Genomic DNA, 25,249 nt, shown 5'->3' with positions numbered 1-25,249 from the left:
AAGACCGAGGAGTTTCGCCAACCGGTCAAATATATCGCTCAAACAATAAAAGGGCTTGTAGCATCGTGTAGTATCGGGTGCTCCTGGCCGCATCCTTATCGCAACTTTCGCAGACCTACTCTTCGGGTACTGCCAGCCCTGCCTGGCGTATGCCGTCTATAAATTTCGCCTGGTCGATCGGGCGGGAAACGCGCATCGCAACTTCACGACGGATGTTGCGTACGAGTTCGGGCGCATTGGTGCGAAGCCATTGCAACTCCTGCGCAGCCTCCTCGGCCTGCCCGGAGCGGCCGAGGATCGCGAGCAGTATCAGATGGTAGATCGGATTCGTCTGCATATCGGCCAGCCGGGCCCACCGTTCCGCCGTCCGATAATCGCCCGAGATGTAGGAACAGATCGCCAGGGCCGTTTCGAAGTAGCCAAGCGGTCCGGGGTTCCGCTCGACAGCGCCGCTCACCAGCTTGCAGCCTTCCGGCCAATGACCCGACAAGGCAAGTCGGAACCCATACTCACCCGCGAGTTCGGTATCGTTCGGGTTGATCGCCATGGCGCGGGCGCCAACCTTCAACGCCGTATCGATTTCCCCACGAAAGAAGAACCCGAGCATTTCCGCCTGGAGCGCCCGAACATTCTGCGGATCCAGTTCAACAGCACGCGCTGCGGTCTCGACGGCACGGTCCAGAGAGACCGGCGACGCTTCGTCGAAACGATAACGAAAGCGAAGCTCATCGATATAGGTCAGGGAAAGGAGCGCCCACGCGGTGGCGTAGTTCGGGAATCTCGCGACTGCTTTCTGCAGGCAAGTCTGTACCGAGGCGTGCGTTTGGGGATCGAGGTCAGCCCGATAGCCATAGTAGGCAAGCGTGCATGCGTATGCCTCCCAATCCTGGGGCGCTGATTGCGTTAGGTTTGTGGCATCGGTCCGAAAAATGATCCCGTAAGGTTGAGCCAACGCCGTCGCAACCGCTCTCGCCACTTCCGCCTCAACTGTGAGGAGGTTGCGAACATCAAGCACCTCGTCGTAGTTGCTCGCCCATATGATGGACTGATCCGATCTTTGGACCAGGCGGACGCTCAGTCTCAATTTGGTGCTGTCGACGCGGACAGTTCCTTGCAACGCATAGAGCGGCGGTTTGGAGCCAAACGCCTTTGCAGTTGGCAGGTCGGAGGCACGCCCCGCCACCACCGCTATCTCTTTGAATTTGACGATTTGGCTGATCACCTCTTCCGTCAGCCCACGGGCGATTGTGGACGAGAGCTGACCATTCGACAGGTCCTCAAAGGGCTCTACCAATATTCGCGGAATATCCGGCTGGGCTTCGTTCTGCTTTGTAGGCGCATTTCCGTGTCCCGCAGGCAACTCGGTCAGTTGGGGCAACATGGTTACGATGAAGACGACCAACGCCGATGCGGCGATGCCGAGCGCCAGCCAGCGCCAGCCAGGCCGCAGCGGTCGTTGCGCGTCATCAATCGCGTTATGGCCATTCGCCTCGGCCGGCATACGGCGCGTAAATGTAGGAACATATCCGCCTTTCGGCATCGCTATGATGATCGGATCCTCACGCCCAGCGACCAGGTAGTAGCGTTCGAGGGCGCGGCGCACCCGCCCGGCCTCAATGCGCACGGCCGGATCGGCTTGGGCGTCGAAGGACGTTTCTCTGCCGAAGACTTCCGTCGCGATCGTGTATGCCTTTATTCGCCCGGACCTGCCCGCGATCGCTTCCTCTATGACATAGCCTAGAAACTTGCGCGCACGTTCAGGCGTGTCGAACTCGGGACTGGACCGGATCCGGTCGAGTTGCGCGCGTATCTCGTGTTCGCTTGGGAGCGTTGTCGGTTCGTCAACGGCACTCGCTCTTATGGCAAGAGTCATGTCCTCCCCCTATGTCCCGATGGGCGCGCAAACGCCAGCGGTCACGTATGCTCCCGTAAATTACGTGCCCCATCGCAAGATAACACAATATAAGATTGCACGCATATATCGTGTCGCCGCTTCGGCCGGAGGACCGAGATGGACAAGAATTTCCGCGAAACAGAGGAGAGGCAGGGCATGGTGGCGGCAACACGCCGCTTTCCGATGCAGTCGCTGGAAATCAGAAGACGGGTACTTAGAGACGAGAATTTCAGAGGAATCTGTGCAGACCTCGCTGCCGCTGAAAGCGCCTTGGCTTCCGTGGACAGCTTCCCGGCCCACCTGCGTGACGAGCGTCGGGCCGAGTTTGAAGGCATGATCGAAAGCTTGGCGTTGGAGATCGCGCAAAGCTTGAAATAGCCGGAAGCTGTCAAACGGACCAGCCGAGATGAAGGTGAGGACCGCAAATGATCGGCAGGAACGGCATTTTCGCCGATGCGGGTCCATACTGGACGCTGCCGCTGCCCATCAACAAGCTTGAGCTTCACCCCGCTCTGCGTCAGGAAATCGAAGGGCGCAAGCATCGCCGTGCATTCGAGGCCTACCTGCTGATGATCTTCGACGAGACGTCGGCTCCGCCCTCGGGGATTTTGGAAATTGCTCTGAATCGGCGGGAAAAATGCGCCTGCGCCATATATGAAGCCAGACGCGTGAGCCGCCCGCTTTCACGCCGTTTCGAATGCAGCCACGAAACCATTGTGGATCAAGGCAAGAACCGCTCAGCATGTGGCGAACATTTTCTACCGGGCAATTGTCAACCAGGCACACGATACTTGATCGCCAGCCTTCGACACCGCTAGCCCTGGTGGCGCTGCCGCTGCGAGACCACATGAAAGGGCTGAATATGTCGCTTAAAACGATTCTCGTGTTCGTTGACTTTTCGCCATCAGGCGAAGCGCGCACGCGTTACGCGGTAAACTTGTGCCTTCGACACGGCGCTCATCTGATCGGCGTATATGTCGCACCGGCTGGATGGCGGGGGGACCGGGCGGGATGTTATGTCCGGGGGCAAGATGCCATCCGACAACTGATCAATCAGCATAAGGCCGAGGAGGCGATTGCGTCTGAGGCAGCGCTGGAGTGTTTCAAGGCGGTAACCAGGCGCGAGGACATAAACTTCGACTTCCGAATTATTCGAGAGAGCGACGCGAACGAGCACGCAAAGCTGCATTCGTTGCACGCCGATCTCATCATCGTAGGCTTCCCGGGACCCGGAGGCCTGCCTGGCAACTGGTCACCGGAAGATATGCTCCTGGCGACAGGAGTGCCGTTGCTCATCGTCCCCGATACATGGAATCCAGATTCGATCGCGGAGCGCATACTTCTTGGCTGGAACGCCAGTCGCGAGGCACGCCGGGCGATAACGGATTCGCTTCCACTGTTGGCCACGGCACAATCGGTTTCTGTCGTCGTGGTGGATTCCGAAAACAACCCGCGTCACGGTGAAGAGCCTGGCGCTGACGTCGCGCTGTATCTCAGCAGGCATGGCGCAAAGGTTACCGTGGAACACGCACGATCGGCAGGACATTCAACTGCCGAGGTGCTTCAGATGGCCGCGAAGCGAAATAACAGCGATTTGCTCGTCGTCGGCGCGTACAGCCATTCCCGTTCCAGACAGGCGATCTTTGGTGGGGTGACGCGCGCCCTGCTTGCAAATGTCACAATTCCCCTGCTCATTGCCCACTGAAATCGTCTTCGACCGGGCGATATCATCTTCGCTGTCTTGGAGAAGGGTCGCCATGCTTCGAATGCGGTCAATGTGGCCGCGGTGCAACCTGACGCAGGAGCCAGGCGCGACCTCGCCTGGCTCCTGTCATGACCGCAGGACATTTATGCAAGGTCGATCGCCTCCGGGCCAATCGTTCGCAGACGTCCGGCGGCGGCCTTTATGAAACGCATCAGATCTTTGCGAGCGACTGCTCGAGATCGGCGATGATGTCGGAAACGTCCTCGATGCCGACCGACAGACGCACGACGTCGGGGCCCGCTCCCGCAGCAACCTGTTGCTCCGGCGTCAACTGGCGATGGGTGGTCGAGGCAGGATGGATGACGAGCGAACGGGTGTCGCCGATATTGGCGAGGTGGGAGAACATCTCGAGCCCTTCGACGAAACGCTTTCCTGCCTCGTAACCGTCCTTGAGACCGAAGGTGAAGACGGCGCCGGCACCCTTCGGGGCATAGCGCTTTTGCAGCCCATTGTTCGGATCGTCCTCAAGTCCGGCATAGTTGACCCAGGACACCTTGTCGTGGCCCTTCAGCCACTTGGCGACGGCAAGCGCATTGTCGCAATGGCGCTGCATGCGCAGCGGCAGCGTCTCGACGCCGGTCAGTATCATGAAGGCGTTGAAGGGCGAAATCGCCGGTCCGAAATCGCGAAGACCCAGGACGCGAGCAGCAATCACAAAGGCGAAATTGCCGAACACCTGATGCAGCACGACACCGGCATATTCCGGACGCGGCTCAGACAGCATCGGATACTTGCCTGACTTCGACCAGTCGAAGGTACCGCCGTCGACAATAACGCCGCCCATCGAATTGCCGTGGCCGCCGATGAATTTGGTGAGCGAATGCACGACGATATCGGCACCGTGCTCCAGCGGACGCAGCAGGTAGGGTGTCGCCATCGTGTTGTCGACGATCAGCGGCAGACCATGCTTGCGTGCGACCTCGGCAATTGCGGCGATATCAACGAACGTGCCGCCCGGGTTGGCCAGGCTTTCGATGAAGATCGCCTTGGTGCGCGCGTCGATCTTGGCCTCAAAGCTCGAAGGATCGCCCGGATCCGCCCAGCGAACCTGCCAATCGAAGGACTTGAAGGCATGGCCGAACTGGTTGACCGAACCGCCGTAAAGCCGGTTGGCGGCGACGAAGTTGTCGCCCGGGCTCATGATCGTGTGGAAGACGAGAAGCTGGGCCGCATGCCCGGAAGCAACCGCAAGTGCAGCCGTGCCGCCTTCCAGTGCTGCGAGGCGCTCTTCCAGCACCGCCTGTGTCGGGTTCATGATGCGGGTGTAGATATTACCGAACTGCTGCAGGCCGAAGAGTGCTGCCGCATGGTCGGTATCGTTGAAGACGAAGCTGGTCGTCTGGTAGATCGGCGTCGCCCGGGCGCCCGTCGTCGGATCTGGTTGCGCTCCGGCGTGGATTGCGAGCGTGCTGAAACCAGGATTGTCTTTCGTCATTCATCCCTCCCATGACCAGAGCGCCGCACCTCCCGTGGAGGCGCCAAGGGCACCCTATCGCTTTGATTCCAGGCATCTTGCGCGTCGAAGGTCAGCTTCGATTTCGGCCTCATGCGCTGGAGCGGCGGCACTATTCCAGAGCCGCCACGCATGGTCAAAGAAAGATTTTTTCAAAACTGACGGTTGAGCGGAACATCGCTCGCCCTGATACTGTCTCAACCGATCAGGCGTGGATATTCCATCGCCGGACAGCGATCCATGACGACCTTGATGCCGGCTGCCTCCGCCTTGGCGGCGGCCGCGTCATGCCTTACCGAAAGCTGACCCCAGATCACTTTCGGCAAGGCCTCGAGTGTCAGGATCTCGTCGACGAGCGCCGGCAGCGCAGCGGCCGCGCGAAAGACGTCGACCATGTCGATCGGCTCCTTGATGTCGGCGAGCCGGCCCACGACAGGCTGATCGAGGATCGTCTTGCCGACATGACCCGGATTGATGGGGATGACGCGGTAGCCCTTGCGCAGAAGGAAGGCCATGACCCGATGGCTTGGCCGCTCTGCGTTCGGCGATGCGCCGACGAGGGCGATCGTCTTTGTCGAACGCAGGATGTCCGCAAGATAATAATCCGGGTAGGCGTCGTGGTTCATGGTCTGATCCGAACTCATCTGTTAAACACGCGTATAATTTGCGCGGCGGCCGCGTGTGTCAATCGAACGCCCGATCTCGGCAGCGACCCTGCATGGGGCATCATCCGGCCAGTTTCCGGTTGCATTTCCCGCACAGTGGCGCGACAACGCTGGCAACGGCCCGCCCCATCGTCCACCGAGGTTTCATCTTGCCCCTTGATGTCATTGCGCTCGTCCTTTTCGGGGCGCTGTTGCACGCGACCTGGAATGCCCTGGTCAAGGCGGGTTCGGAGAAATCGCTCGATGCGGCAATGATTGCGCTCGGCGCGGCCGCCGTTGCCATACCCTTCCTGCCGTTCCTGCCATTGCCGCAGCCGGAAGCCTGGCCGTTCATTCTGGTTTCGGCACTTTTCCAGTTCGCCTATTTCCAGTTGGTCGCGGCCTCCTACCGTGCCGGCGATATCGGCCTCGTCTATCCCCTGATGCGCGGCGTCGCTCCACTGATCGTCGCATCCACCAGCAGCGTCATCATCGGCGAACAGCTGACAACCGGTGCAATGGCGGGCGTGCTGACGATCAGCGTCGGTGTACTGACGCTCGCATTCGAATCGCGCAAAGGCGGCAAACACGCGATCATCCTTGCGCTGCTCAACGCCTGTGTGATCGCATGCTATACCTTTGTCGACGGCATCGGCGCCCGCGTTTCGGGCAATGCCATCTCCTACACCCTGTGGATGGCGCTGCTTCCGCCGGTGTTGCTGTTTACCTGGGCCTTTGCCCGGCGGGGCATCAAGCCGGTCGCCCGCCACGTCTACAAGCACTGGTGGCGCGGTCTCATCGGTGGCGCCGGCTCGATTGGCGCCTATGGCCTGGCACTATGGGCGATGACGAAGGCGCCGGTCGCGAGTGTTGCAGCGCTGCGCGAGACCTCGATCCTGTTCGCCGTCGTCATCTCCGTGGTGTTTCTGAAAGAGCGCGTCAGCGTCTGGCGCATTGCCGCCGCTTGCGTGATCGCGCTCGGCGCCCTTCTCCTGAAACTGGCCTGACCGCTATTCCTCTGTCCACTCCGGCATGCGCTTGTCGAGGAACGCGCCGATGCCGTTTTCGGCGTCGCCCGCCAGCATGTTTTCGACCATCACGCCGACCGCATAATCGTAAGCCTCGGGAAGGCTCATTTCCGCCTGGCGATAGAAGGCTTCCTTGCCGATCTTTAGCGCTTGCGGCGATTTCGAAGCGATGACGGCCGCATATTTGTCGACGACCTGGCGAAGATATTGCTGCGGTACGATGCGATTGACCAGGCCGAAATCCTTGGCGGTCGATGCATCGATGGTCTCGCCGGTCAAAAGCATTTCCATCGCCTGCTTGCGGTGTGCTGCGCGCGACAGCGCCACCATCGGCGTCGCGCAGAACAGGCCGATATTAACGCCCGGCGTGCAGAACGTAGAGCTGTCGGTGCAGATCGCCAGATCGCAGCTGGCGACAAGCTGGCAACCGGCCGCCGTCGCAAGACCGTCGATCTCGGCGATGACCGCCTGCGGCAGTCGCGTGATTTTCATCATCAGGTCCGCAGCAAGGCGGATCGTCGTTTCGAAGAACGCCCTGCCCCCATCGGCATCGGCCCGATGCGCCGTCATTTCCTTGAGGTCATGGCCCGCAGAAAACAGCTTGCCGGATGCCGCCAGCACCACAACCCTGATATCCCTCGAATGGGCAACGGCGTCGAGCGCAGTGTGCAATGCCTCCATCAGCTCGATCGACAGCACGTTGGCCGGCGGATTGTTGAGCGTCAGCCGGAGCACCGGCCCCGAAAGCTCGCGCACAAGCAATCCACTCGGCTCCTCCTTCCGAAATGAAACAACGTCCGCCATGCTTTTCTCCTGCTGTCTTGTCTATCCCAGTAAATGGGCATCCGTGGTACGCCGCCTCTTGCGACCTTTCAAGTCGGCGGTGGGCGCAGCGACTAAGACCTTTTTCCGCCTTGCGCAAAGCACATGTCGACTTCACTAAGTGCCAAAGCTCGCGCAAAGGAAAACCGGCCGATGAAAATCCAACCCATCATGACGGTCGAGGAACTGAACCGGTTTCTCGACACGGACTTCCCCCAGGTCCACACGGACGGCAAGGTGTTCCACGTCACAGCCACCGGCCCTGGATTTGCGACGATGCGGCTCGACCCAAACGAGCGTCATATCCGGCCGGGCGGCACCGTATCGGGCCCGACGCTTTTCGCGCTTGCAGATGTTTCGGCCTATATCGCACTGATCGCCCATATCGGCCCGGTGGCGCTCGCCGTCACCACCAATCTCAACATCAATTTCCTGCGCAAGCCGGAGCCGCAGCCGCTCGAATGCACCTGCCGCATCCTCAAGCTCGGCAAGCGATTGGCCGTTCTCGACGCCTCGGTTGCCATGGTCGGCAGCGACGATCTCGTGGCGCATGCGACGGCGACCTATTCGATTCCGCCGCGCTGAGTTGTGGTATCAAAATACCACGTAAGTAACATATTGTTTTTGCATTGTTTTATTTCACATCGATGAAATTCACGTTGTTGACGCCGGTTTAGCGCTTGCGTATAAGCACCCTCAGATCGCGGTCCCTCTCGGGCCGCTTTCTTCTTTTGGCTGAATTTCAGCCAAAACCAAGCAACAAGAAACGCCCAACGGTTCGCCGTTCGGGTCCAAAGAAAGAGTTTTGTTATGGCAACCTTCGTTCAGAAGCCTGCAGAGGTGGAGAAGAAGTGGATCATCATCGATGCCGAAGGCCTCGTTGTTGGTCGCCTCGCTTCCATCATCGCGAACCGCCTGCGCGGCAAGCACAAAGCCACCTTCACGCCGCATGTTGACGATGGCGACAACGTCATCGTGATCAACGCCGAGAAGGCTGTGCTCACGGGCAAGAAGTACACCGACAAGAAGTACTACTGGCACACCGGCTACCCCGGCGGCATCAAGGAGCGCACCGCGCGCCAGATCATCGAAGGCCGCTTCCCGGAGCGCGTCATCGAGAAGGCCGTCGAGCGCATGGTTCCCCGCGGCCCGCTCGGCCGTCGCCAGATGAAGAACCTGCGCGTTTACGCAGGCACGAACCATCCGCATGAAGCACAGCAGCCGGCCGTCCTCGACGTCGCCAAGCTGAACAGCAAGAACACAAGGAGCGCCTAATGGCCGACCTTTCCGCTCTCAAGGAAATCGCCACGACTGCGGAACCGGCAGCTCCGGTTCACGTCAAGAAGGTCGATGCACAGGGCCGCTCCTACGCGACCGGCAAGCGTAAGAACGCTGTCGCCCGCGTATGGGTCAAGCCCGGCTCGGGCAAGATCACCGTCAACGGCAAGCCGTACCTCGACTACTTCGCTCGTCCGGTTCTGCAGATGATCCTGCAGCAGCCGATCGTCGCAGCTGCCCGTGATGGCCAGTTCGACATCGACGCGACGGTCGCTGGTGGCGGTCTCTCCGGCCAGGCCGGTGCCGTTCGTCACGGCATTTCCAAGGCGCTCACCTACTTCGAACCGGGCCTGCGCTCGGTCCTGAAGAAGGGCGGCTTCCTGACCCGCGACAGCCGTGTCGTTGAACGTAAGAAGTACGGCAAGGCCAAGGCCCGTCGTTCGTTCCAGTTCTCCAAGCGTTAATCGCTGGCAGACACTGCATTTTGGAAGGCCGGGTTCGCCCGGCCTTTTTTTTGTGTCAGATCGGCAGCTCCGTCGTCGATTTCAACTCGCGCAGCACGAAGCTCGAAACCACCGTGCGCACATGCGGATTGCGCATGAGATAACGCGTCATGAAGGCATCATAGCTGTCGACGTCATTCGCCCGGATCTTCAGCATGTAGTCGAAGGTTCCCGACAGCGCATAGCACTCCATGATCTCCGGTCGGTCACGGACGACCGCCGAGAAGGCCGCGATCGCCTCGTCGTGATGATCCTCCAGCGTCACATGGGCGATGATGCACAGCTTCAGATCCAGCTTCGACGGATCGAGCAGCGCCACCCGCTTGCGGATCACGCCGTCGGCCTCCAACTCCTGCAGGCGGCGCCAGGCCGAGCTTTGCGACATGCCCGCCCTTTCCGCGAGCTCCGACAACGACTGACCGCTATCGGCCTGGATCAACCGCAGCAGCTTGCGCAATGGCTGGGAAGTTTCCTTCAAATCCGACGACATTCCGAAATTTCCTCCCGCAACAGAGCCTTCCACCGGCAACTGTGAAACAAATACTCGCTCCATTCGCGATACAATTGCAACAACTGGATGTTTTGACGAATGAGGAGACGTCATGCCCATGGAAAGCAGCTACACCGCGAAACTGCCCGAGCCGGATGGCAGCTATCACTACACGCCCGAGGAGGACGCGATCTGGGGTGAGCTTTACCAGCGGCAGATGAAACTGCTCGCGGACAAGGCCTGCGACGAGTATCTGGAGGGTGCGCGCAAACTCGGCCTTGGCCCTAACCGCGTGCCGCAGTTGCAGGACGTCAACCGCCGCCTGCAGGAAACCACCGGCTTCGGTGTCGAAGGCGTACCGGCACTGATCCCGCCGTCACGGTTCTACGAACTTCTGTCTGAGGGCAAGTTTCCGCTCGCAACCTTCATGCGCCGGCGTGAACATATCGACTATATCGAAGAGCCCGACATCTTCCACGAGGTTTTCGGCCACTGCCCGCTCCTGACCAACCAGAGCTACGCCAACTTCGTCCGCCGCTTCGGCGAAAAGGCCGTCGCGCTTGGCAAGGGCTATTCCTGGCATATGTTCCGGATCTTCTGGTTCACCGTCGAGTTCGGGCTGATCAATACGCCGCAAGGGCGGCGCTGCTACGGTGCCGGCATCGTGTCGTCGCCGAACGAGACCCGCACGGCGATGGAACCGTCGGCCAGCGAGTTTCGCCCCTTCGACCTGATGACGGTGCTGCGCACGCCCTATCGCATCGATATCGTCCAGCCGATCTACTACGTCATCGACAGCTTCGCGCAGCTCGAGGCCATCATCGAAGAAGACATCGGCGCGCGCATTACCGAGGCCAAGGCGCTCGGCGACTTCGCGCCGACCTTCGAAGCCAAGGCGTCCTGACAGCATTGGAATTCGCCGGCAGGGACTTGCCTTGCCGGCGACGATTGTCCAACGTTCCGCTATACACGGGAGACGGGATATGGCGAACAGGACGATCGATCACGCGCTGACGGCGCGCTCACTCACATCGGCGGCATCGGACCCGACGCATGCCGGTATCCTTTCCTTCATGCGGCGCAAATACTCCAAGCAGCTGAAGGACGTCGATGCCGTTGTCTGGGGCATCCCCTTTGATGCCGCAACGTCCAATCGCCCCGGCGCCCGCTTCGGACCGCAGGCGATCCGCCGCGCGTCGGCGATCTTCGACAACGATCCGCAATACCCGTTCGAGCGCGACCTCTTTGCCGAAATGGCAACGATCGACTACGGCGACTGCCTGCTCGACTACGGCAACCACTCGAAAACGCCGGCGACGATCGAGCGCGAAGCGGCAAAGATCCTGAAGAGCGGCGCCTATCTGCAGACGCTTGGCGGCGATCATTTCGTCACCTATCCGATCCTCAAGGCGCACGCCGCGATCCACGGCGCCCTCGCCCTCGTCCAGTTCGACGCGCATCAGGACACCTGGCCCGATGAACGCGGCCGCATCGACCATGGCTCCTTTGTCGGCCGTGCGGCGCGCGCTGGCCTGATCGACACCGACCGATCGATCCAGATCGGCATCCGCACCCATGCGCCGGAGGACTGCGGCATCCGCATTCTCTATGGCTACGATGTCGAGGAAATGAGCGTCACGGACATTGCAGACGCCATCATCCAGCAGGTCGGGGAGCGCAAGGCCTACCTGACCTTCGACATCGATTGCCTCGATCCGGCCTATGCACCCGGCACCGGCACTCCCGTTGCCGGCGGCCCCTCCAGCGCCAAGATACTTTCCGTCCTGCGCAAGCTTGGAGCCCTGACGGTCGTCGGCAGCGATGTCGTCGAAGTCGCGCCTGCCTATGACCACGCCGACGTCACCGCCATCGCCGGCGCGACTGTCGCCATGTACATGCTGGGGCTGCATGCCGAAAAGCTGGCGGAGCGTTCGACGCTCCGCTGATCACTTGCTCCGTCAATCGAGATTGAGCAGACTCGCGTCCTTGGCTGCAACCGCGAAAGCAGGAACAGCAGTGCGGCGATCGCAAGCGTCACGGCGACGAGAAAGGGCACGAACCGCCAGCACGTATCGAAATAGTGCAAGGCCTGAAGCAACGCCAGGAACGCCAGCGAGATAGGCAGCGGATGCCTGAGCACGCGCCCAGCCTTCTCGATCACGTTCTTCACCCTCTGCTCCCATATGACAGTTTTGTGGCAGAGCCTCTGATGCGGAATTGCCGGCAACAAGGCAACCTCTGGGTTGTAAATCGCAAGTCATGGTTTAGCGTGCCAAGCGCGCCGCGGTGTCGCCGAAACGTTGCTGGCGCGGGCTGCCCGGTTGCGGGCTGCGGCCGCTGCTTATATATGAACACGACCGCGCCACCGGGCGGGCACTGCACGCGCGAACGGGGCGTTGAGAAACTGAATCAAATCTGTGCCAGATTGATTCCGGAATGACTCGTAACCTTCTGGAAGAACGGGAAAATCATGAAACCGAAGATCTTCATCGATGGCGAACACGGCACCACCGGGCTGCAGATCCGCACCCGCATGGCCGGCCGAACCGATCTCGAACTCCTGTCGATACCGGAAGCCGAGCGACGCAACGCCGCGATGCGCGAAGACCTTCTGAACAATGCCGACATCGCAATCCTCTGCCTGCCGGACGACGCATCGCGCGAAGCTGTCTCCATGGTCGCCGGCAACAACCGGGTGCGCATCATCGACACCTCGACCGCGCACCGGATCGCTCCGGACTGGGCCTACGGTTTTGCGGAAATGGACAAGGCACAACCCGCCAAGATCCGCGATGCCCGCCATGTCGCCAATCCCGGCTGCTATCCGACGGGCGCGATCGGCGTCATCCGTCCACTGCGTCAGGCCGGCATCCTGCCCGATGGATACCCGGTCACGGTCAACGCCGTTTCCGGCTACACCGGTGGCGGCAAGCAGATGATCGCGCAGATGGAGGACGAGGCAAACCCGGATCACATCAGTGCGCCGCATTTCCTCTACGGGCTGACACTCAAGCACAAGCATGTGCCCGAAATGAAGATGCACGGCCTTCTCGACCGCGCGCCCGTGTTTGCGCCTTCGGTCGGCAAGTTCCCGCAGGGCATGATCGTCCAGGTACCGCTCTATCTCGACGATCTCGCCTCCGGCGCGACGGTCGAGAGCATTCATGCGGCGCTCGTCGAACATTATGCCGGCCAGTCGATCGTCGAAGTGGTCCCGCTTGCCGCCAGCGAAAAGCTCGGCCGCATCGATGCCACGGAACTCGCCGGTGAAGATACGATGAGACTGTTCGTGTTCGGCACGCCAGGCGGAACTCATGTGAACCTCGTCGCCCTGCTCGACAATCTTGGCAAGGGTGCCTCGGGCGCCGCCGTCCAGAACATGGATTTGATGCTGTCGGCCTGATCGATAGCAGCCACCCGAAAGAAAAGACCCTGGAGAGATGCTCGCCGGGGTCTTTCTTGTTTATCCTCTTGCCGAATTTAGCTGCGCAACTCGATTGCGGTCGGCTTTGGATACTCGCCGACGAAGCCGCGCCAATGCGCGATTGCGAAGCCGAGTACCACCAGCGCGCCACCCTGATGCAGGACGCCCCAGCCGACCGGCACCTGCAGCAAGAGCGTGGTGATACCAATGACCGCCTGAATGCTGACGAGCGCAAACAGCAACACCGAGCGGCGCGCATGCGTGGATTCCGGCGCCGCCCTGACCGAGGCGATCACGTGCATCAGCGCCAGCGCGAAGAGCACGTAGGCACCGATCCGGTGGATGAACTGCACGGTCTTCGGGTTCTCGAAGACATTGATCCACCAGGGGTGCTGCAGGAAAAGATCGGACGGGATCCATGCGCCATCCATCAGCGGCCAGGTATTGTAGCTGAAACCCGCATCGAGCCCGGCAACCAGCGCGCCGAGATAAATCTGGAACAGGCTCATGATGGCGATGATGGCCGCCATCCTGCGCGAGCGATCCGTCGGCGCCGCATCGTCGGAATGCAGACAAAGGCCGCGCTGGATCCACATGCAGGCTGCAAAGATCAGGCAAGCGATGACGAGGTGGGTCGCCAGCCTGTATTGACTGACATCGGTCCGCTCCGCCAGACCGGAGGAAACCATCCACCAGCCGATAAAGCCCTGGAATCCCCCGAGCGCCAGAATGCCGAGAAGCGGCCAGCGAAGCCGGCGTTCGACCCGACCCGTCAGCCAGAACAAGGCGAGCGGCACCGCGAAGATCACGCCGATGGTGCGGGCCAGCAGCCGGTGGGCCCATTCCCACCAGAAGATCGTCTTGAACTCACCGACCGTCATGCCCTTGTTGATCTGCTGGTATTGCGGGATGCGCTGATAGAGCTGAAACTCTTCTTCCCATTCCTCGGCCGTGAGAGGTGGGATGACGCCGTGGATCGGCTTCCACTCGGTGATCGACAGGCCGGATTCCGTCAGGCGCGTCGCACCACCGACAAGCACCAGCGCGAAAAGCGTGAAGAGAACGACGACGAGCCAGCCGCGGATCTGCCGGCGGTTGCGATCGGTCCTGTCGATCTCGCTTCGGAGCATCTGTTCTGTCGCCAATTCGACGCCTGCCATAGCTTTCCCTCTGGTATCGCGGGGTTGGCGGCAGGGGGATCGAGCGGTTCATCGCCGCGCCTGCCGGAAAGCCGTTGATTTGCACCAGAGCGGCATGCAAAACAAGGCCGAACCCTTTGCGGCATGCCGTCGCGGCCGGATCCAGGGTCAGGACCTGGCGCCATTTGAAAGAAATGAAATGCCCGTACGTCTCAGAAAGCTGATCGGCACGATCCTGATCATCATCCTTGTCATCGTTTATGCGCTTGCCGCCGTTACCTTCGCATCGTTGCTGCTGGGCGCCGCGCCCTGGTGGGTGCATCTGATGTACTTCTTCCTTACCGGCCTGCTCTGGGTGCTGCCGGCCATGCTGATCATCAAGTGGATGGAAAAGCCGGCGAAGGACCGCTGAACTCAAAGGGGACGCCGATGAAGGTTGCGATCATTTCCGATATCCATGGCAACGACCTTGCGCTAGAGGCGGTGCTTGCCGATATCGACGCGCTGGGGATCACCGACATTGTCAATCTCGGCGACCATGTCAGCGGTCCGCTCAATGCTGCGCGCACCGCCGATATCCTGATGGCGCGCAACATCCCGTCGATATCAGGCAATCATGACCGATACCTGCTGACGATCGATCCGGCCGACATGGGACTGTCCGACCGCGCGGCCCATGGGGAATTGCAACCCCGACATCTCGATTGGCTCGCGACACTACCGACCACCCTCGTCTATCGTGATGCGCTCTTTCTTTGCCACGGCACACCTGCAAGCGACGAAACCTACTGGCTCGAAGCGTTGACCGCCGACGGCGTGGTCCATCTGGCAGCGCGCAGCGCCATCGAGGCCTTCGCGACAGGCATCGAACAACCGGTCATTCTCTGCGGACACGCGCACATTCCCCGAGCGATCCGCCTGGCGGACGGCCGGCTCGTGGTCAATCCCGGCAGCGTCGGTTGCCCTGGCTATGACGACGACCGCCCGGTCGCGCACAAGGTGGAAGTCGGTTCGCCGGATGCGCGCTACGCCATCGTCGAATGTGCCGGCAAGGGCTGGAGCGTCACGTTCCGCACGATCCCCTACGACCATAAGGCGATGTCGAGGCTGGCTGCGGAGCGAAACCGCGTGCAGTGGGCAGAAGCTCTTGCAACAGGTTTTCTCAGCGCGTAGCTGTGCGAGCTTCACGCTTTGCTAACTGCATTCGCCGGTTGTTGCCCGGAGGCCGCCGTCGTATTTCACGAATTAAGCGGATTGTAGCGGAGTTGCCGTTCAATGGCAGCCGCAACCAGCATCCGGACGGCCTTGCCGATGATGAATACAGATCTGACCATCGGCCGATCGGGCCATCGAGACGCACAAGCTGCGTCCCGGTCCGATGCTGCCGCGAGCCGGTTCGAGATCTCCATCCATGACACGATGGCGCCGCTGGAGCAGGAATGGCGATCGCTGGAAGCGCTGCCTTTCAACTCGTTGCACAATGGCTACGACTGGTGCGCGGCATGGGCGCAGACCCATGGCAGCGAGTTGCTGATCGTTCGCGGCACCCTTGATGGCGAATTGCAGTTCATCCTGCCCCTCGAATTCGTGCCTGGCCGCCTGTTCAACACGGCCCGGTTTATCGGTGCGCCCCACAGCAATCTCAATACCGGACTGTTTGCAGCGGATGCGCGGCCCCTTCCCCATACCGATGTTTCTGACCTGCTGGCGCGCGAGCTCAATCACAGTCCGGGCCACAGGGTCGATCTCGTCACGCTCGAAAAGACCCCGCATCACTGGCACGGAACCGCAAGCCCGTTGACGGGTCTGCCCGGCATCAAGAACCAGAATGCCTCGTTTCAACTGCCCCTGTTCGCGAGCTTCGAACGCACGCTGGCGCAGGTCAATGCAAAGCGGCGGCGCAAGAAGATGCGTATCTCCGAGCGGAGGCTTGAGGCTCTCGGGGGCTACGACTACGCCACTGCGCAAAGCCCCGCGGAAGCGCAGGCATTGCTCGACGTCTTCTTGCGACAGAAGGCAATCCGTTTTGCAGCTCTTGGTCTTCCCGACGTTTTCCATGAGGCGCCGACGCGGGCGTTCTTTCACGCGCTCGCCGGTCGTTGCGGCGAGGCTGGAAATCCGTTGCTCGAACTCAATGCCATCCGTCTGAAAGGTGAACATGGCGGACGGGTCGTCGCTGTCGCCGGTCTTTCGCGAAAGGCCGACCATGTCATCTGCCAGTTCGGGTCTATCGACGAGGAGCTGGCAGGCGATGCCAGTCCCGGCGAGCTCTTGTTCTACAGGATGATCGAGAGGCTCTGTGGCGAAGGTGCGGCGCTGTTTGACTTCGGTGTCGGCGACCAGCCCTACAAGCGCTCGTGGTGCACGATCGAGACACCGCTGAGAGACATTGTCGTGCCGCTAACGGTGCGCGGCCGGTTCGCGGCTGCCTATCACCGGGCACTGGTGCGGGCGAAAGTGGTGATCAAGGCGAACAAGGCCGCCTACGCCTTCTTTCAGCGTGCACGCAGTCGCAAGAAAAACGCCGGTAGAAAGACCGGCGACAGAGACGTCGAATAAGTACCCTCGCGCAGGCAGCGCTTCGCGCGGCATGCTGACGGTATTGCCTCCGCTCATGCCGCGTGACGGTCGGGATAATCCGGGCCGGGTTCACCGCGGCCAGTCATCAGCACGATATCGCGGTAGCCGGCCTCACCGAAGCCGGTCAGGACCTCAACGATTCTTTCGTCGCTGACTGCCGGTGCCGACAGGATGATCTCCGTGCCGTCGCGACGGGCGATCTTGCCGACAGCTCCCTCGTCTGCCGGTCCGCATTCGACCAGCACCAGATCATAGGCATTGGTCAAGGCGTCAATGATCATCTGCAGCCGCTCGATGCCGCGCATCGCGAGCCTCGGATCGGCATCCCCCTGCGGAATGACATGCGCATCGGAAAAACGATCGGCGTGAATGGTTTCGGTGAATGCCACCTCGCCTGCCAGCAGGTTGGTAATACCGGGCAGTTGCGCCGAGCGCGCCATCAGGCGGGTCGGGCAGGCAGAGCCCGTCAGGTCGATCAGCACGACCTTGCGACCCTCCTCGGCGATCAGGCGCGCCAGCATGACCGTCGCGGTCGATCCCTCGTCGCCACCGGGTGAAACCGAGATTGCGATCCGCACACCACTTTGGCGCAGGTGATCGGCAACCGCCTCGATCGAGAAATCCGGTTCGGGCGCCTCGCCGCTCGGGTCGTCGCGAACATCGTCCGCTTCGGCTGCTGCCAGCGGCGGCAGGTCGATGGCGTCGTTCAATGCGGGCGATATCTCGAGCTTTTCGTCGGGAACATCCACAGCCGCAACGGCGGCGATTGCCGACCGCGAACGGACCGGCGGCCGCTCGGCACCAACTGACACCGGCCTCAACGCGCGACCGCTGAACAACTCCCCGAGCATGATGATGATGCAGGTCAGAAGGAAGGTCGCAAGTGCCGCGACGATGGTAATCGGCATCACTTTGGGGAAGCTGGCGCCCGTCGGGACGACCGCGCTGGAAATGACACGGGCATCGGCGGGGGTTGCATTCTCGACCGTGCGCGACGTCGCTTCGCGGTAGCGCGCCAGATAGGTCTCGAGCAGTTGCCGTTGGGCGGTCGCTTCACGCTCGAGCGCGCGCAGGCCCACCTCTTCTTCGCCCGCCTGGGCCGATTTGGCCTTGAGCGCATTGAGTTGCTGTGTCAGCTGCTGCTCGCGCAATTCGCCGACTTTTGCCTCGTTTTCGAGGCTGCTGAGGATCTTGCGGGTTTCGGAGCGGATCTGCGCCCTGATGCCTTCGAGCTGCGATTTCAGGGCCTTCAGCCGCGGGTGGCCGTCAAGCAGCGTGGTCGAAAGGTCTGCCACCTGCCCTTGCAGATTTGCCTCCGTCTCCTTGAGGCGCTGAATCATCGGCGAACCGACGACGTCGGCGATGGTGTCTGCCTCGCGGCCGCTGGCCAGCGCCGCGCGCACGCCCTCGGCGCGTGCCTCCGCATTGGCCCGCTCGCCACGCACGCGCGCCAGCTCGCTCGATATATCGGTGAGTTGCCGCGTTGCGAAGTTCGTGGTCTCGCCAGTCGGCAGCAAATCGGATGACGAACGGTAGGCCGCCACCTTGGCTTCGGCATCCCTCACCTTCTCGCGCAGATTGGCGATCTCCGGCTCCAGCCAACGGCTCGCCTCGGAATTGGTGTCGAGCTTCGCGCCGCTTTGCAGCGAAAGGAAAACCTTTGCCATTTCGTTCGGGATCGCCGCCGCCAGCTGCCGATCCTTCGAGGTAAAGGCGATCGCGATCACGCGCGACTTCTCGACCTGATAGACCTGCAGCTTCGAAGTGAACTCCTTCAGCACGCGCTCTTCGGGCGGCATCTCCAACGGGTTCTTCTTCAGGCCCAGCATGACCATCAGATCGGAAACCGCCGAAGGATCCGCCGAAGGATCGAACTCCTTCAGTTCATATAGCTTCATGTTGCGCGCGACCTGCTTGATCAGGTCGGCCGAGCGCAGCACCTGAACCTGGCTCAGGATGCCGGATTCGTCGAAAACCCGGTCGGACCCGGTCGGCGCATTCTGGTTGGAGCTGCTGAATTCAGGTTCCCGCGATTCGATGAGAACGCGCGTCTCGCTCTGATAATCCGGCGCGATCATCTTCGCGGCGCCGAAAGCAAGCGCTGCAACGGACGCAGTGGCGAGCAATACCTTGACGCGTCGATCCCACACGGCGCGGAACAGCCCGCCGAGATCGATATCCACATCCTGTTGTCCGCTGCCGTTTCCCGACATGCTTCTGGCTCCGAACCCTAAAATCTCGCTGGAGGGTAAATGAACATGGTAACGCAAGGGTTAATGTCAACTCAACCTCTGCGCGACTTCGCCCCTTCCTGCGCTGCAGGCACCCCGTTGAAAATTCTACCGCGAGTTTACCAGCTATTAACCCTAACGGATCGATAACGACGAAAGAGGTGGTCGTTTCCGGAGCCTAAGAGCAGCATGTCAACCGCAGGTATGAAGACGGGTCTCGCTATTACGGTGGCAGCACTGTCGATTTTGCTCGGCGGCTGCACAAGCTATCAGCCGGCACCCAAGGCCTTCAGTGAAGCAACGATCCAGCCCTACCGGCTGGATAGCGGTGACCGGCTGCGCATCAACGTGTTCGAGCAGGCCGGCCTGAGCGGCACCTATACGGTCGACCAGGCAGGCTACGTTGCCTTCCCGCTGATCGGCACCGTCGCCTCGCGCGGCCACACGCTGCCCGAACTCGAGGGCATGATCGCCGCAAAATTGAAACAGGGCTATCTGCGCGATCCGGACGTCACTATCGAAGTCGACCGCTATCGCTCGGTCTTCATCATGGGCGAAGTCGGCCAGGCAGGGCAATATGCCTATGTACCGGGAATGACAATTCAGAACGCGATCGCGGTTGCTGGCGGATTCTCGCCGCGCGCCAATCAGGCCAGCGCCGACGTCACGCGCAAAATCAACGGCCGGATCATCACCGGTCGCGTGCCGATCACCGACGCCGTACTGGCTGGAGATACGATTTACATTCGCGAACGGCTGTTCTGATCTCGATGCAGCCGCAGCGTCCCTTGCGCATCATTCATTGCTTCAGATCGCCGGTCGGCGGCATTTTCCGCCATGTGCGCGATCTGGCGGAAGCGCACGCGGCGGCTGGCCACCAGGTCGGCATTCTCTGCGACAGTACAACCGGCGGATCCTATGAGGATTCGCTCTTTGACGAAATCCGGCCCTATCTGGCATTGGGTCTCGTGCGCATGCCGATCCATCGCTCGATCGGCCCAAGGGATGTTGCCGCGCTGTGGCGCGGTTACAAGGAAATCAGAAGTTTGCGACCGGATGTGTTGCATGGGCACGGCGCCAAAGGTGGCGCCATCGCCCGCCTCATCGGTTCAGCCTTGCGGGTCAACAGGTATTGCGTAGCCCGCCTCTATTCCCCCCACGGTGGCAGTCTCCACTACAGCCCGAAGTCGGTTGTCGGGCGGGTCGTCTTTCCCTTGGAGCGGTTTCAGGAGCGCCTGACCGACGCGCTCGTCTTCGTCTGCGATTTCGAACGCCAGACCTATTTTTCCAAGGTCGGCGAGCCGCGCGAGCGTTACGAGCTGATCTACAACGGCATCGACGATCGCGAGTTCGAGGCCGTGGAGGCGCGGCCGGATGCGGTCGACTTCCTCTATATCGGCATGATGCGGGACCTGAAGGGTCCCGATCTGTTTGTGGACGCCTTTGCCCGCGCCGAACGGCTCGTCGGGCGGCCGCTTTCGGCGCTGATGGTCGGCGATGGCCCGCAGCAGCAGGAATACCGCGACTTCACGCTCGAGCAGGGCCTCGGACGACGGATCACCATGCGTCCGGCCATGAATGCTCGCGAGGCCTTTGCGCTGGCGCGAAACATCGTCATTCCGTCCCGAGCGGAATCCATGCCCTACATCGTTCTCGAAGCCCTGGCGGCGCAAAAGCCGGTGATCGCCAGTCGGGTCGGCGGCATACCCGAAATCCTCGGCAAGCATAACGCCGCCCTTGCCGACCCGGCAGACGCGCAGTCACTTGCCACGATCATGGCCTCGGCAATCGTCGAGAAGGACTGGGCCACCCGCGTCATGCCGGACCCGAAGACATTCAAGTCCCGATTTGCCGCCCCGGTCATGACGGCCGAGGTGCTGCGGCTCTATCGTGATTTGTGTCGAAACCACTCGGCTCCTGCGGGGCCGCAGGCTGCAACGTAAGCGTTTCTTAGTGGCTTTCTGCTATCCCGGCTGAGGACTTCAGTGCCGGAAGGAAGCCATGAACGAGTTTAAGCGGTCGGAAGCCTTCGACACCGAAGCGCTTCGCAAGAAGATTTCGGAGATCCGTACCCGTGCGCCGGACGAAAAGGCCGGCGGCGAAGCGTCGACGGGGCTCAACCCCCTCGCCCGACAAATTGCCGAACAATTCCGCGCCGACACCTATTCGCCCGCCATGATCATGGGCCTGATGCGCCTGTTCGAATTCTGTACCCTTTTCGCCATCGGCTATGCCATCAATGCGCTCTATGTGCAGCCGGGTTTCGATCAGCTGCCGCTTTACCTCGCGATCCTCATCGGCGGCTCTGCGCTCGCGGTTGCCGCCATGCAGATCGCCGACACCTACCAGGTCCCCGCCCTGCGCGCCTGGCTGCGCTTCACCCCACGGATCCTGACCTCCTGGGCGATCGCATTCGGCGGTATTGCCATCGCGCTGTTCTTTCTCAAGTCCGGTCACCAGTATTCGCGTGTCTGGTTCGGCGGCTGGTTCATTTCCGGGGCGGTGTTCCTCGTCGCGGAACGGGCCTTCATCGCCTATTCCATTCGCCATTGGGCCCGCAACGGCACGATGGAACGCCGCGCCGTCGTCGTCGGCGGCGGCCAGCCGGCCAAGGACCTGATCCGCACGCTCGAGCATCAGACCGACAACGACATTCGCATCTGCGGTATCTTCGACGATCGCGACGAACGTCGGTCTCCGAATGTCATTGCCGGCTATCCGAAACTCGGAACCGTCGACGAGCTTGTCGAATTCGCGCGCTTGGCGCGCATCGACATGTTGATCATCTCGCTGCCGCTGACCGCTGAAAAGCGCATCCTGCAGCTACTCAAGAAGCTGTGGGTGCTGCCGGTCGATATCCGTCTGGCCGCCCATGCAAACAACCTGCGCTTCCGGCCGCGCAGCTATTCCCATGTCGGCGAAGTGCCGATGCTCGATATCTTCGACAAACCCATCGCCGATTGGGATTCCGTAGCCAAGCGCGGCTTCGACATCTTCTTCAGCATCGTCGCCCTGGTGTTGTTGTGGCCGGTAATGCTGGGCACCGCCATCGCGGTCAAGGCCACATCGCCGGGCCCGATCATCTTCAAGCAGAAGCGCCACGGCTTCAACAACGAGACCATCGAAGTCTACAAGTTCCGCTCGATGTATACGCATATGAGCGACCCGAGCGCACGCAGCGCAGTGACGAAGGGCGACCCTCGCGTCACCCCGGTCGGGCGCTTCATCCGCAAATCCTCGATCGATGAACTGCCACAGATCTTCAACGTACTCAAAGGCGAGCTTTCACTTGTCGGCCCGCGCCCGCATGCCGTACTGGCACAGACGCATAACCGCACCTATTCCGACGTCGTCGAAGGCTATTTCGCCCGCCACCGCGTCAAGCCCGGCGTCACCGGTTGGGCGCAGATCAACGGCTGGCGCGGCGAGATCGACAATGACGAAAAGATCCGTCTGCGCACGGCCTTCGACCTTCACTACATTGAAAACTGGTCGCTGCTCTTCGACCTGAAGATCTTGTTCCTGACGCCGTTTCGACTGCTCAACACGGAAAATGCCTATTGAGCACCGTCGACACATCACAGCCGATCGTCTTTCGACCCCAGCTCGCCGCGCTTTCTCTCTTCGGTTCGTGGCTGGTCGCGCTTGCTGTGTTTCTGTCGGGTTTCGTCATTGCCGAACCGGCGCCCTATGAGCTGTTCATGGTGGCGCTCATCGGTCTCTGGGCACTCTTCGGCTTGAAGATCTCGCGCTACATCGCGCCGTTGCTTACTCTGCTGACCCTTTTCATCGTCGGCGGCATCCTATCGCTGATGACGATGGTCGATCTGACCAAAGGGCCGATGTACATGGCGGTCTCCGGCTTTCTGGCGCTGTCGGCGGTTTTTTACGCCGCCATCATCGAGGACCGTCACCAACGGCTGAGGCTGATCTTCAATGCCTGGGTCACCGCTGCCGTGCTGACCGCGCTTCTCGGCATTTTTGGCTATTTCGGCGCGATACCGGGCGCTGAAAACTTCACGCTCTATGACCGCGCCAAGGGCGCCTTCCAGGATCCGAACGTCTTCGGCCCGTTCCTGTCGGTCCCTGCGCTCTATCTGATCCACGGACTATTGACGCAACCGATCCACAAGGCGCCGCCGAAGATAGCGGCGCTTCTGGTGCTGGCGCTCGGCGTCTTCCTGTCGTTCTCGCGTGCGGCTTGGGCTCTCAACCTTTTCTGCGTCGTTGCCTTCGTCTTCGTGATGCTGCTCAAGGAACGCAACGGCCTCTTCCGTCTGCGCATCCTCGTCATGGCGTTGGTCGGCGGCGTGTTTGTCGTCGGCGCCCTCTTGGCCGCGCTGCAATCGGAGCAGGTCGCCACGCTTTTCTCCAGCCGCTCACAGTTCGTGCAGGACTATGACGGCGGCCATCTCGGCCGTTTCGACCGTCACCGCATTGGGTTCCTGATGTCGATGGAGAAACCGCTCGGTATCGGTCCGATGGTCTTCAGCACGATCTTTCCCGAAGACGAACATAATGTCTGGCTGAAGTCGCTGACGTCCTATGGCTGGCTCGGTTTCATCAGCTATGCAGCGCTCATCATCTGGACGCTGTCGCTCGGTTTCCGCTTCCTGCTGCTTGAGCGCCCCTGGCAGGTTTATCTGATGATCGCCTGGGTCGCGCTGATCGGTCATGTGGGCGTCGGCAACGTCATCGATACCGATCACTGGCGCCACTTCTACATGCTTCTCGGCATCATCTGGGGATGTGCCGCCCTCGAGTACCGCCATCGTCGAACCGCGCGGGCCGGATGGCGGCAATGAACATGGAATATCCCTTGCCGCAGCGCCCCGCGCCCACGCCACTGCGCTTGCTCGAAGTCCTCGAGCCGAGCGGCGGCGGATCGGGTCGGCATTTCATCGATCTCTGCCGCGGCATGCATCTGCGCGGACATCATGTCGAGGCGGTCTACTCTCCGGTACGCGCCGAGGAAAGTTTCGTTCGCGAACTGAAGGCCGTCGGTCTCCCCGCTGTCCATGCCGTCGATATGAAGCGTGCCCCGGGTCCCGCCGACATCGCAGCCTTCCTGGCGCTGCGTCGGATCATGAGCGATCATGGTCCGTTCGACATCGTTCACGGCCACAGCTCCAAGGCCGGGGCACTGACGCGCCTGCGCCTGCCCGGTCGCCATGCGCCGCGCATCTACACGCCGCACGCGTTCCGCACGCTGGACCCGACGCTCGGACGCGGCGGGCGGCTGATCTATGGCGCGATCGAATGGGGCCTCGCTTGGTTCTATACCGACCACCTCATCTGCGTGTCGGACGACGAGCGTTCCCACGCCCTGTCGTTGCACATGCCGGAAGAGCGGATGTCGGTCATTGTCAATGGCGTTGCCCCGCCCTCGCCCGATATGGCAACGACCATCCGTGCCAGCTTCGGTATTGCGCCGGACGCATTCGTCTTCGGGTTCATCGGCCGACTGACGGCCCAGAAGGCGCCTGAGCGGCTCGTCGCCGCCTTCAGGCACATCGCCGGATCGGTGAAGAACAGCCACCTCGTCATGGTCGGCGCCGGCGAATTGGAGGGCTCTCTACGCCAAGCCATGTCCGAAAGCGGCCTGCAGAACCGGATGCACCTGACATCCGCATTCACCGGCCCGCAAGCTGCCCCTGCCTTCGATGTGCTCGTCATGCCGAGCCGTTACGAGGCAATGTCCTACGTCATGCTGGAAGGAGCAGCAGCGGGCAAGCCAATCATCGCCAGCGATATCGGTGGCGCTCGAACCGTGATCGAAGATGGTCACAACGGTTTCATCGTGCCGAATACAGACGACATCTCCCAGCTCGCAAAGACAATGGCCGCGGCCGCAGCCCCCGCCACCTTGAGGAAACTCACGGCAGCAGCCAATAGCCGCAAGGACCGTTTCACGCTCGATGTGATGCTGGATCACACCGAAATGCTCTATTGGAAGCTGGCTGAGCGACGACGCATCGCGGCAATGGTCTAGACGGAC

General features: G+C 61.2%; 25 protein-coding genes. 18 read left to right on the top strand and 7 right to left on the bottom strand.

Annotation, left to right across the window (positions count from 1 at the left end; translation table 11 throughout):
• Positions 1 to 115 precede the first annotated feature (115 nt).
• Positions 116 to 1,873, bottom strand: coding sequence for a hypothetical protein (locus tag BC363_RS23040; RefSeq protein WP_065787160.1), 1,758 nt, complete (start codon positions 1,871 to 1,873; stop codon positions 116 to 118).
• A gap of 177 nt (positions 1,874 to 2,050) precedes the next feature.
• On the opposite strand from BC363_RS23040, the gene BC363_RS23035 reads away from it, so the two are divergent.
• The 3 genes from BC363_RS23035 to BC363_RS23025 are packed head-to-tail and all read left to right on the top strand — an operon-like array spanning position 2,051 to position 3,599.
• Positions 2,051 to 2,272, top strand: a complete 222-nt coding sequence (locus BC363_RS23035) for a hypothetical protein (protein WP_065787333.1) — start codon at positions 2,051 to 2,053, stop codon at positions 2,270 to 2,272.
• 47 nt (positions 2,273 to 2,319) lie between these two features.
• Positions 2,320 to 2,712, top strand: coding sequence for a hypothetical protein (locus BC363_RS23030; RefSeq protein ID WP_065787161.1), 393 nt, complete (start codon positions 2,320 to 2,322; stop codon positions 2,710 to 2,712).
• Positions 2,713 to 2,741: 29 nt separating this feature from the next.
• On the top strand, positions 2,742 to 3,599 hold the full coding sequence (locus BC363_RS23025) for a universal stress protein (protein ID WP_244519934.1): 858 nt from the start codon (positions 2,742 to 2,744) through the stop codon (positions 3,597 to 3,599).
• A 211-nt stretch (positions 3,600 to 3,810) separates the two neighbouring features.
• Here the strand turns inward: BC363_RS23025 and BC363_RS23020 are convergent, their stop codons facing one another.
• Together BC363_RS23020 and BC363_RS23015 are read right to left on the bottom strand one after the other, a co-directional pair.
• Positions 3,811 to 5,094 carry an O-acetylhomoserine aminocarboxypropyltransferase gene (locus tag BC363_RS23020; RefSeq protein WP_065787162.1) on the bottom strand — a complete coding sequence of 428 codons (1,284 nt, stop codon included), beginning with the start codon at positions 5,092 to 5,094 and terminating at the stop codon, positions 3,811 to 3,813.
• A 215-nt stretch (positions 5,095 to 5,309) separates the two neighbouring features.
• Positions 5,310 to 5,738 carry a CoA-binding protein gene (locus BC363_RS23015; protein WP_065787163.1) on the bottom strand — a complete coding sequence of 143 codons (429 nt, stop codon included), beginning with the start codon at positions 5,736 to 5,738 and terminating at the stop codon, positions 5,310 to 5,312.
• 188 nt (positions 5,739 to 5,926) lie between these two features.
• Here BC363_RS23015 and BC363_RS23010 point away from each other — a divergent pair, with 188 nt between their 5' ends.
• A complete protein-coding gene (locus BC363_RS23010; RefSeq protein WP_065787335.1) occupies positions 5,927 to 6,763 on the top strand; it encodes an EamA family transporter in 837 nt (278 codons plus the stop codon).
• Positions 6,764 to 6,766: 3 nt separating this feature from the next.
• Here BC363_RS23010 and BC363_RS23005 read toward each other — a convergent pair whose 3' ends face one another.
• On the bottom strand, positions 6,767 to 7,588 hold the full coding sequence (locus BC363_RS23005; protein ID WP_065787164.1) for an enoyl-CoA hydratase: 822 nt from the start codon (positions 7,586 to 7,588) through the stop codon (positions 6,767 to 6,769).
• Between the two features lie 171 nt (positions 7,589 to 7,759).
• Between BC363_RS23005 and BC363_RS23000 the strand changes: the two genes are divergently transcribed.
• The 3 genes from BC363_RS23000 (at position 7,760) to rpsI (ending at position 9,348) form a co-directional block, all read left to right on the top strand.
• Positions 7,760 to 8,191, top strand: coding sequence for a PaaI family thioesterase (locus BC363_RS23000; protein WP_065787165.1), 432 nt, complete (start codon positions 7,760 to 7,762; stop codon positions 8,189 to 8,191).
• Positions 8,192 to 8,416: 225 nt separating this feature from the next.
• Positions 8,417 to 8,881 (top strand): 50S ribosomal protein L13, encoded by a 465-nt coding sequence (rplM, locus tag BC363_RS22995; RefSeq protein ID WP_025426557.1) that lies wholly within the window; start codon positions 8,417 to 8,419, stop codon positions 8,879 to 8,881.
• Positions 8,881 to 9,348, top strand: coding sequence for a 30S ribosomal protein S9 (rpsI, locus tag BC363_RS22990; RefSeq protein WP_065787166.1), 468 nt, complete (start codon positions 8,881 to 8,883; stop codon positions 9,346 to 9,348). Before rplM ends, rpsI begins: the two co-directional genes overlap by 1 nt.
• Positions 9,349 to 9,403: 55 nt before the next feature.
• On the opposite strand, the gene BC363_RS22985 is transcribed toward rpsI, so the two are convergent.
• The gene (locus tag BC363_RS22985) at positions 9,404 to 9,877 is read right to left on the bottom strand and encodes an Lrp/AsnC family transcriptional regulator (RefSeq protein WP_065787167.1); all 474 of its coding nucleotides are present in this window, start codon (positions 9,875 to 9,877) and stop codon (positions 9,404 to 9,406) included.
• A gap of 112 nt (positions 9,878 to 9,989) precedes the next feature.
• On the opposite strand from BC363_RS22985, the gene BC363_RS22980 reads away from it, so the two are divergent.
• The 3 genes from BC363_RS22980 to argC all read left to right on the top strand — a co-directional run bounded on the left by BC363_RS22980 (position 9,990) and on the right by argC (position 13,280).
• Positions 9,990 to 10,781 (top strand): phenylalanine 4-monooxygenase, encoded by a 792-nt coding sequence (locus tag BC363_RS22980; protein WP_065787168.1) that lies wholly within the window; start codon positions 9,990 to 9,992, stop codon positions 10,779 to 10,781.
• 79 nt (positions 10,782 to 10,860) lie between these two features.
• Positions 10,861 to 11,823, top strand: coding sequence for an agmatinase (gene speB, locus BC363_RS22975; protein WP_065787169.1), 963 nt, complete (start codon positions 10,861 to 10,863; stop codon positions 11,821 to 11,823).
• Between the two features lie 524 nt (positions 11,824 to 12,347).
• Positions 12,348 to 13,280 (top strand): N-acetyl-gamma-glutamyl-phosphate reductase, encoded by a 933-nt coding sequence (gene argC / locus BC363_RS22970; protein WP_065787170.1) that lies wholly within the window; start codon positions 12,348 to 12,350, stop codon positions 13,278 to 13,280.
• 77 nt (positions 13,281 to 13,357) lie between these two features.
• Here the strand turns inward: argC and BC363_RS22965 are convergent, their stop codons facing one another.
• Positions 13,358 to 14,461, bottom strand: coding sequence for a COX15/CtaA family protein (locus BC363_RS22965; protein WP_065787171.1), 1,104 nt, complete (start codon positions 14,459 to 14,461; stop codon positions 13,358 to 13,360).
• A 178-nt stretch (positions 14,462 to 14,639) separates the two neighbouring features.
• Between BC363_RS22965 and BC363_RS22960 the strand changes: the two genes are divergently transcribed.
• The 3 genes from BC363_RS22960 to BC363_RS22950 all read left to right on the top strand — a co-directional run bounded on the left by BC363_RS22960 (position 14,640) and on the right by BC363_RS22950 (position 16,999).
• Entirely contained in the window at positions 14,640 to 14,852 is a 213-nt protein-coding gene (locus BC363_RS22960) for a DUF2842 domain-containing protein (RefSeq protein ID WP_065787336.1), read from the top strand.
• A 17-nt stretch (positions 14,853 to 14,869) separates the two neighbouring features.
• The gene (locus BC363_RS22955; protein WP_065787172.1) at positions 14,870 to 15,613 is read left to right on the top strand and encodes a metallophosphoesterase family protein; all 744 of its coding nucleotides are present in this window, start codon (positions 14,870 to 14,872) and stop codon (positions 15,611 to 15,613) included.
• A 246-nt stretch (positions 15,614 to 15,859) separates the two neighbouring features.
• On the top strand, positions 15,860 to 16,999 hold the full coding sequence (locus tag BC363_RS22950) for a GNAT family N-acetyltransferase (RefSeq protein WP_244519935.1): 1,140 nt from the start codon (positions 15,860 to 15,862) through the stop codon (positions 16,997 to 16,999).
• 53 nt (positions 17,000 to 17,052) lie between these two features.
• Here BC363_RS22950 and BC363_RS22945 read toward each other — a convergent pair whose 3' ends face one another.
• A complete protein-coding gene (locus BC363_RS22945) occupies positions 17,053 to 19,233 on the bottom strand; it encodes an exopolysaccharide transport family protein (protein ID WP_065787173.1) in 2,181 nt (726 codons plus the stop codon).
• Positions 19,234 to 19,440: 207 nt separating this feature from the next.
• Here BC363_RS22945 and BC363_RS22940 point away from each other — a divergent pair, with 207 nt between their 5' ends.
• Genes BC363_RS22940 through BC363_RS22920 form a run of 5 tightly spaced genes read left to right on the top strand, consistent with a single transcriptional unit; the run spans position 19,441 to position 25,243 of the window.
• A complete protein-coding gene (locus BC363_RS22940; RefSeq protein ID WP_065787174.1) occupies positions 19,441 to 20,016 on the top strand; it encodes a polysaccharide biosynthesis/export family protein in 576 nt (191 codons plus the stop codon).
• 5 nt (positions 20,017 to 20,021) lie between these two features.
• Positions 20,022 to 21,194 carry a glycosyltransferase family 4 protein gene (locus BC363_RS22935; RefSeq protein ID WP_065787175.1) on the top strand — a complete coding sequence of 391 codons (1,173 nt, stop codon included), beginning with the start codon at positions 20,022 to 20,024 and terminating at the stop codon, positions 21,192 to 21,194.
• 58 nt (positions 21,195 to 21,252) lie between these two features.
• Positions 21,253 to 22,815 (top strand): undecaprenyl-phosphate glucose phosphotransferase, encoded by a 1,563-nt coding sequence (locus BC363_RS22930; RefSeq protein ID WP_065787176.1) that lies wholly within the window; start codon positions 21,253 to 21,255, stop codon positions 22,813 to 22,815.
• Positions 22,812 to 24,056, top strand: a complete 1,245-nt coding sequence (locus tag BC363_RS22925; protein ID WP_065787177.1) for an O-antigen ligase family protein — start codon at positions 22,812 to 22,814, stop codon at positions 24,054 to 24,056. Before BC363_RS22930 ends, BC363_RS22925 begins: the two co-directional genes overlap by 4 nt.
• Positions 24,053 to 25,243, top strand: coding sequence for a glycosyltransferase (locus tag BC363_RS22920; protein WP_139109989.1), 1,191 nt, complete (start codon positions 24,053 to 24,055; stop codon positions 25,241 to 25,243). Before BC363_RS22925 ends, BC363_RS22920 begins: the two co-directional genes overlap by 4 nt.
• Positions 25,244 to 25,249 lie beyond the last annotated feature (6 nt).

It is taken from the genome of Ensifer sp. LC384 (genome assembly GCF_001695865.1).
GTDB lineage: Bacteria > Pseudomonadota > Alphaproteobacteria > Rhizobiales > Rhizobiaceae > Ensifer.
Note: the sequence above shows the minus strand (reverse complement) of the source record. Positions and strands in the feature narration are given on the sequence as shown.